General features: G+C 53.2%; 6 protein-coding genes. 1 reads left to right on the top strand and 5 read right to left on the bottom strand.

What is annotated here, in order from left to right; all coding sequences use genetic code 11:
* From Q0O07_RS11185 to Q0O07_RS11170, 4 genes are all read right to left on the bottom strand, one after another.
* Window positions 1-1745, bottom strand: a 1745-nt coding sequence (locus tag Q0O07_RS11185; protein ID WP_295493695.1) for a TonB-dependent receptor, incomplete at its 3' end; no start/stop codon positions are given.
* Window positions 1746-1913: 168 nt separating this feature from the next.
* Window positions 1914-3200, bottom strand: a complete 1287-nt coding sequence (locus tag Q0O07_RS11180; protein WP_295493693.1) for a DUF5690 family protein — start codon at window positions 3198-3200, stop codon at window positions 1914-1916.
* The gene (phnX, locus tag Q0O07_RS11175; RefSeq protein ID WP_295493691.1) at window positions 3197-4039 is read right to left on the bottom strand and encodes a phosphonoacetaldehyde hydrolase; all 843 of its coding nucleotides are present in this window, start codon (window positions 4037-4039) and stop codon (window positions 3197-3199) included. Before phnX ends, Q0O07_RS11180 begins: the two co-directional genes overlap by 4 nt.
* Window positions 4039-5178 carry a TIGR03364 family FAD-dependent oxidoreductase gene (locus Q0O07_RS11170; RefSeq protein ID WP_295493689.1) on the bottom strand — a complete coding sequence of 380 codons (1140 nt, stop codon included), beginning with the start codon at window positions 5176-5178 and terminating at the stop codon, window positions 4039-4041. Before Q0O07_RS11170 ends, phnX begins: the two co-directional genes overlap by 1 nt.
* A gap of 99 nt (window positions 5179-5277) precedes the next feature.
* Between Q0O07_RS11170 and Q0O07_RS11165 the strand changes: the two genes are divergently transcribed.
* Window positions 5278-6195, top strand: a complete 918-nt coding sequence (locus Q0O07_RS11165) for a LysR family transcriptional regulator (RefSeq protein WP_295493687.1) — start codon at window positions 5278-5280, stop codon at window positions 6193-6195.
* A 266-nt stretch (window positions 6196-6461) separates the two neighbouring features.
* On the opposite strand, the gene Q0O07_RS11160 is transcribed toward Q0O07_RS11165, so the two are convergent.
* The coding region (locus Q0O07_RS11160) for a Coq4 family protein (protein WP_295493685.1) at window positions 6462-7262 on the bottom strand (801 nt) is incomplete at its 5' end.

The following is a 7262-nucleotide window of genomic DNA, read 5'->3' as shown; positions in this document are numbered from 1 at the left end:
GTTCCGGTTTTTTCGATGGCCCAATCCCCGATGGCAGCAAAATTGCGCGAGTAGCCGGCAAAAAGTTGGAACCGTTCGGTGGCATCAAAGACTATGCCAACTGACGGCAACAGCATGTTGCTATCGCTGTCAACTTTCGAGCGCGTTGTCGAAATCTGCTGACCTGAGGAATTGAAATTGCGGTCTTCAACCGAGGTACCTGAAATCTTAACGAAATAATGCTGCAACCCTGCATCCAGCGTAAGTGCGTCAGTGATGTTCCAAGTGTCGGCGATGTGAAGCTTTACCACATCCGTTTTGAAATTCTGCCTGAAATCCTCACGATAGACGACATTGGAGGCTATCGGGCCCTTACGAATATCCAGATATGGAAACCATTCACGGCCAAAGTCGCGATCCAGCTTTTCATACCATAGACCGGCGCGCAAAGTGTGATTGCCTAACTCGGCGTTGATGTTGAAAACTGCACCAAAGCGTTGCGAGTAATAGGTGCTGTTCCGGTAGCTTTGCGCTGAAGAACAATCTGCACCGGCCTTTGCGGTGTTGTCTGCATTGAAGCATGTCGACGAACGCACGATGGCGCCCGCGAGGTCCGTGTATACGCGCTCGACGCCGCCAGTCGCGTAAGGGAGCACGGCGCGGCCCTGATTATCGGCAAAGGTCGCACGAATGCGCGAACCGGCAATGATCACCTGTTGCAACGCGCCAGGATTGGCAGTGTTTACGAAACGGGGTTCCTGAAATGGTGGCAGGAATTCACCAACACCTTCATTGCTGTGGAAATAGGGTGAAAACGAAATCGAGATCGTGTCCGATGGGTTCCAGTCAAGTTTCGCATAGCCCATGATGTTGGTGCGTATCGAAGCCCACTCGTCTGCCCAATATTCATTGGCAGCAGCGCTTGTAGTATTGAAAGTCGACGATGAACCATCGACGGTGTAGCCTGTTTGTTCGATAAATGCCCGTGTTGCTTCGATGATAGGATCATCGTCGCTGTAGTTATACGATCCACGCAGCGTAAGCTTTACGTCACCAAAATCAGAGACGCTTTTGCCCTCGACATGGAACTGCTCGATCCCGGCGGGTGTCCGTCCACCATGCGGCCACAGGTGGGTATCAAGGTCCGACACCGCGAAATATGCGCGGGTGTTTCCGAAAATCTCACCGGTATCAATGGCAGCATAGACGCGGCGGCTGTCAAAGCTGGATAATGTAGCACTAACCCGTCCGCCGAACTCTGCTTTTGGTTCCCGCGAAAAATAGGCAATTGTACCACCGAGTGCAGAAGTCGAAGTCGATCCGACATCGGCTGTTCCCTGGTTTACCTGAACGCGATCTGCATTTTCGGATGTGAGGAACTTGGTGGCTGGTGCACCGCCGAGATAATAAGATGCGTTGAACAATGGCAAGCCATCAAGCGTCTGGCCCAGTTTTGAGTTGCGCAGGTTGACTTCAAAACCGCGAATGTTGATGCCGTAGCTCCAAGGATCCGCATTGAACGCATCCGAGCCGCGAATTTGCACGCCAGGCACGGTGCGGATAGCATTGACGATATTTTCGCCGCCAGAAAGCGCTTCAATATCGGCTTTCTCGACAACATTGTTGGCGCGCGCGACGCGTTCGGCGTTGACGATAATTGTCTCGCCTTCTGCGGCGGCGGCCTCAACTTCGTCGTAGGCTTTTGCACTCGTTGCGCTAACAATGGCCAGCGTACTGATTGTTGCAGCATACAAAAAATATTTCATAGTATATCCCTTTTCGCGCGAATCTAACCACGACTTTAACTAGTCTCGCGTAGTAATTGACACATGAACTGGCTCTATCGCCAATTCATTGCGTGCATGATAGCGATAGACGCCTTAATTTTTTAGCTCATATTGAAAAAATTTTGTTTCGTTACAAAATTGCAATATTTATTTCTTTAATTTTTCATTAAAGTGTCTCAAAGAAGCTATCATTAGTAAAAAGCTGGCAGCAGCACCAAATAATGCAAGTGCGGTGTAAAAAGGCAGCCAATCAATAGCCATACCAGGCAGATTGCGAAGCAGAAGCAGACCGACGCTGCCAGCGTAGCCCGATGCATCCGCAATATAGATCAGAAATGCAGCCGTACCCGCACGACCTGACGCCGCAATTAAACGGTCGAACAACATCGCGTTGAACGGTGTATAAGCGAGATATAGTCCAAGCCCCGATGCGACCATCCAGATGGCGGGATCCAACCAGCCAACCAAAAACGCGCATGTTGATGCGCCAACCAATAAAGCGCCTGCCAGAATGATGAAATGCATAATCATCAACGCACGGTAATTATCGCGGACCGCGACAAGGCTTGCCAGAATAGCCAATGTGAAAACGGCAATGGGCGCTTCGCTGGCAGCGAAAACAATCGGCGATTGACCATAGCCCAGCGCTTCCCAGATCTCCGCCGCAAAATTGTCACGAAAATCGCGGATGACCGTGAACAGCACATAAGCCAGCACGAGTAAAACGACGCCCGGACCATATTCCCTCAAGAATGCACTACGACCTGCGGCGTTAATAGGCGGGCGCGCAACACGTTCAGCGACATCACGGGCGCTAGGCGGCGGTAAGCGCGAAAGGCCGTAAACCGATACCAGAAGTATTGGCATGAAAAGCACACCTGTTGCTGCGGGCATCCACAACTCGGTTACTTGCCATTCGGCCATCAGCCACGAACCGACCGACTTTACCAGTCCCGACGAAAGGATGAAACTAGCGCACAGGATCGATGCTAGAATTTCGCTCGAGCGGCGTCCTTCCAGATAGGCGAAGACCAAGCCCCAAATCATCCCAAGCGGCAAGCCATTGAAAAACATTGCAAATGGCTTTGCCTCGGCAGGTAGGATTGCGAACAAGACCAGAGCAACCCACGACATTGCAATGAGACTGATTATCGCGAGCGCACGGCGCGCTGGAGACATTTCGGAAACCACTTTGACGCCGATAAATTTTGAGAGCGCGTAACCAATCAGCTGTGCAATCACGAGCGCGATTTTGAAGTCGATTGCGAACTGCCAATCGGCAAAGTCGGTATAGGTCGCTGCGGTAAAAGGTTTACGAAACGCATACATCGCAAAATACGCACTGAACGCTGCGCCACCTGCAAATAATATAAACGCCAGGCTGTCTTTGCCGTCTTCATGGTCATGGACGGGTAGGCCTGACGGGGTTGTCATGTCGCTTCGCAGCCTAAAGCGACGGTGGCCGCGCCACCCGGATGGCGCCCGGCATCGACCGCTCGTTCAATAGCATGGAGCGCCAGTGCTAGATCCGCAACACTTTGAATGACGAAATCCGCACCGACTTTATCAAATGATGCAATAACGGGCTTTAGGCACGCCGCCTGCTCGGCTGCATCAAGCGCAGCCCATGCATCTGCATCCATGCCGACACCATTGCCCGATGCGACAACGCCAATTGTCCACAGGCCCGCGTTTCGTCCAGCCTCGATACCGACGGGCGCATCGTCGACAGCCACGCAGCGCCCAGCTGGCCAAGCCTTTAACTGCGCTAATGCCTGCCACAGCATCAAGGGTGCCGGACGGCCCTGCGCTGTTTCCCCTGCGCATATCGTTACGTCCGGGGCATAGCCCTGCGTTGCTGCGGCAGGGAGAATTCCCGTCATCATTGTCCGAGTGTAGCCAGTCGTCGAACCGATACGGATTCCCTTTTCGCGCGCTGCCGATACTGCTGCTGCTGCACCTGGAATAAGTTGGCTATGCTCGGTCGCAGCGGATTGCATCGCCGGCTCAAGCGCAATCATCACACGATCAACATCAGCCTCGTTCCAATCAGCCGCCTTGGCATCGCGCCAACGGGCGCAGATTGCTGGCTCGGACAATATAGCAATGACATGCTCGCGCTTGGCCATGCCCATATATCGGCGAATGACATCCTTTTCGACCTTGATGTCTTCGCCTGCAAATGTGTTTTCCATCGCAACCACCGGCGCGCACGATCCGAAATCGATAACTGTTCCGGCCCAATCGAAAAGGACTGCTTCAATCGATGCCATCACGCAATTTCCCTGATCTTCTGGTTCAGTGCTTTTTCAACGACGCGCTCCCCAATGGCGAAGGCAGTCGACATGCCCGCTCCACAAGTTACGACAGTTAGGTGAACGCCCGTCTCAACCTGTTCAGTGAACCAGTTTTGTTTGCTCGAGGATGCATAAACGCCTATCCAGCGTTCCACGGTTGGCGGCGGATTTCCAAGAACAGCGTTAAATTCATCGAGGATTAGGTCATCAATTGCTTCATGGATAAACGGATCTGGCGCATCGCCATAGTCATGGCTGTCGCCTACGACCAGCGAGCCGTCGGCGGACTGCGCAACAATAAGGTGAACACCGGCGGCGACCGCATTCGTCTGTTCATCGCGCAGTTGCGCCGTTAATGACGCCGCGCCAGGTAGGGCTGAATACCCTTCGTAGCGCATGATGCCAAGATCGCTCATCACCGGGCTCGGCAAGCAATAGGCTGGCGCGGCAAGGCGCAGCATTTGCAGCTTGCATCGTGTAACTGCATGCGCAGCCATAACTTCGGGGTAGAGGGCGTTAAGGTCGTCGCCGGGACAGATGAAGATTGAATCCGCCTTGATCGTTCCGGCGCTCGTAACGACGCGTCCTTGCGTGCACCCAATGACGCTGGCTGGCTCTGCAAAATGAACCCCTAGCTCCGCAAGCATCCAGTTGGCCAGTGCAGGGATCGCCTCACGTGCTTCGATCCTGAGTTCATGCGAGCTTACGAGGGCCGCTGCACAAGGCTGATAAGGCACGGCAGGATGGCGAGCAGCGAGTTGCTTGTGTGTGAGCAACTCACATCCTTCACCCATTTCGGTCGCCATGAAAGATTCAAGTATGGCCGCCGCGGCAGGGCGACGTGCACTCATAACGAGCCCGGTCTGTTGGACCTCAATCTTGGCGCGCAATGCCACTTCTGTCCAGATTTGCTTCGCACGAAGCGCAAGTGGCCACATCTCGTGTCGCTCTTGACCTGTTACGGTCACAAAGCCGAAATTGCGGATACTGGCTCCAGTTGCGCGTTCTGTCCTGTCGATCACAATGACGCGCAAGCCATTTTTGGCGGCAGCAAGCGCGTGTGCAAGTCCAACAATCCCGCGACCCACTACTGCTACGTCATAACACTCATTCATCTTGATTCAGCCCGCCGCAAAATTTGTAACATTTGATGTCTAGTACAATGACGTATTGTGATGGAGTTGCAAAATGCATTTGAGGCATGGTGACGATAGATGGCGGTCGATACCGACATTGCCGGCACTCCGATGAGCGTCAACTTTAACCATCTTCGGTCGTTTTATGCAGTTGCCAGTGAACGTAGCGTGACGCGCGCTGCGCGGCGGCTGAATATATCACAGCCGACATTGTCGAAGCAGCTTAAAGCCCTTGAGGAGCGCTATAAGGTAAAGCTGATCGAAGGTATCAGGCCACCTCTTACGTTAACGAACGCAGGTCAGGCTTTGTATGAACGGGCGCAGGCGTTGTTCGGGATCGCTGAAGAAATTGACGTGCTTCTGGGTGAAGATGACCCTGAAAGCGGCGCTATACTGCGTCTGGGAACGGATTCCCCGCCAGTTGCCGCGGAATTCATGGCGGAGTTTTTGGCGAAGGTACCGCAAACCCGCTTTCGCGTGACAATCGCCAATGCACTCCAGACGAACGAGTTACTGATGAAGGCTCAAGTCGACGTTGCAATCATCTGCGAACCGAAAGTTGACCCTGACTATAGCTATGTACCGCTCTATCAGGATCGCTTGGTAGCGATTGTCCCAGCGCGCTCGGGCGACGATGGCCGCTTGGAATTTTTGTTGGAATCAATTGCCGACCATGTCCTTCTCGTGCGCGAGGCATCGTCGCGAACCTTGGCAGCTACGAAAAGATTATTGTCTGAAGCTGAGATTTCCACGGGCCGCACAATGGAGTTACACACGCGCGAAATGATCCGCGAAGGCGTCGCGCACGGCCTTGGCATCAGCTTGATGTTTGAACGCGAGTGTCCGCCAGATAACCGCATCCGCATATTACCGATCAAAACCGGGTCGGGAGCCGTCAAGGTTGAAGGTTATCTCGCCATTCGGACCGAAAGGCGGCGTATGCCACTTATGAAAGCAGCGCTACAGGTTGCGGCAGAAATTCGGGCGAGAACATAGGCGAACAGCGCACTGCCGCGTAATGTGTCGAACGGACTTCTGCATGCCTTAGTTTTAAATCGCAACGCGGACCGTACGCTCTCGGCCCAGAACAAGCTGGAAAACGAAGCTCATCCGTATGTCTGGTTCCCACCCAGTTGCCGTCGTTTAGAAGGTGGAGACGGTCGCCTGAAAGCAGCTTCAGTTGGGGGACTATAAAAGGCCTAGGTGGGCCCCAACGAATTGGCGCCGGTGCTGAACAACAGCAAAAAATCACCTGACCTAAGTTAAGTACTTCTTCCAGCCGCCTCACGGATTTGCGCATCCGTTGCGCCGTTTGCCGCTAAAAGGTGCAGGCTGCGTGCTTTCTCGTCACTGAACCGGTAAAGATCGCGGTAGTCAACGCCGGCTTCAACCACTTTACGCGCCAACTGTGCTTGCTTTGCTTCGACTGACTGGGCGCCGAACCCTGTTGATGCCCTTTTGCCAAGCTCACTCTTATCGAGCCAGCGTGAGCTATCCTCGACAAACGGTACAATTCCAAGTTGATGCCTTACGTCGCTAAGCGGTTGTGGCAGCAATTCTTCCCATGGTGCGAAAACTGCTGGGCAAATATTGTATGCATTTAGTCCACGACTATTTGCATCGCGTAGATACTCTTGCCAACGGGCTTTGCCGCAATCTGGACGAAGAAAGTAACGCGGGCCGATGCCAAACGGTGATCGCGCCAATGCGTTGAAGTTCAACCCATAAAGATAAGCTTGCTGGAAGTAGATAAGCATGCCTTCGCCCGCCAGATCGGTGGCATAGCCACTTACGACATGGAATAAATCATGGAGCCAGCGTATTCGTTCTAAATAAAACTTAGCGTCATCGCTCATGTCAAATGAGTCGAAAAAACCGTCTTTGTAGATCAGTCCTGCCAACAAATATCCGGGCACGCCAACCGGATTATCCATTGCATCATAAAACGTCCGACCCAGACTGGCTTCAGGCATCGCTTTAAGAGCAGCGGAATTAGACAAAAAGACACCAAGGTCTGGGCGTTCAACCAAAAGCCTTTTGCCCGTGGGATGGGCCCGCATACG

The organism is Sphingorhabdus sp. EL138 (genome assembly GCF_945890115.1).
GTDB lineage: Bacteria > Pseudomonadota > Alphaproteobacteria > Sphingomonadales > Sphingomonadaceae > Sphingorhabdus_B.
Note: the sequence above shows the minus strand (reverse complement) of the source record. Positions and strands in the feature narration are given on the sequence as shown.

Bases quoted from the DNA above. Each gene is read 5' to 3' on its own strand.
- Q0O07_RS11180 (WP_295493693.1), bottom strand. From the start codon at position 3,200: ATGACAACCCCGTCAGGCCTACCCGTCCATGACCATGAAGACGGCAAA.
- phnX (WP_295493691.1), bottom strand. From the start codon at position 4,039: ATGGCATCGATTGAAGCAGTCCTTTTCGATTGGGCCGGAACAGTTATC.
- Q0O07_RS11170 (WP_295493689.1), bottom strand. From the start codon at position 5,178: ATGAATGAGTGTTATGACGTAGCAGTAGTGGGTCGCGGGATTGTTGGA.
- Q0O07_RS11165 (WP_295493687.1), top strand. From the start codon at position 5,278: ATGGCGGTCGATACCGACATTGCCGGCACTCCGATGAGCGTCAACTTT.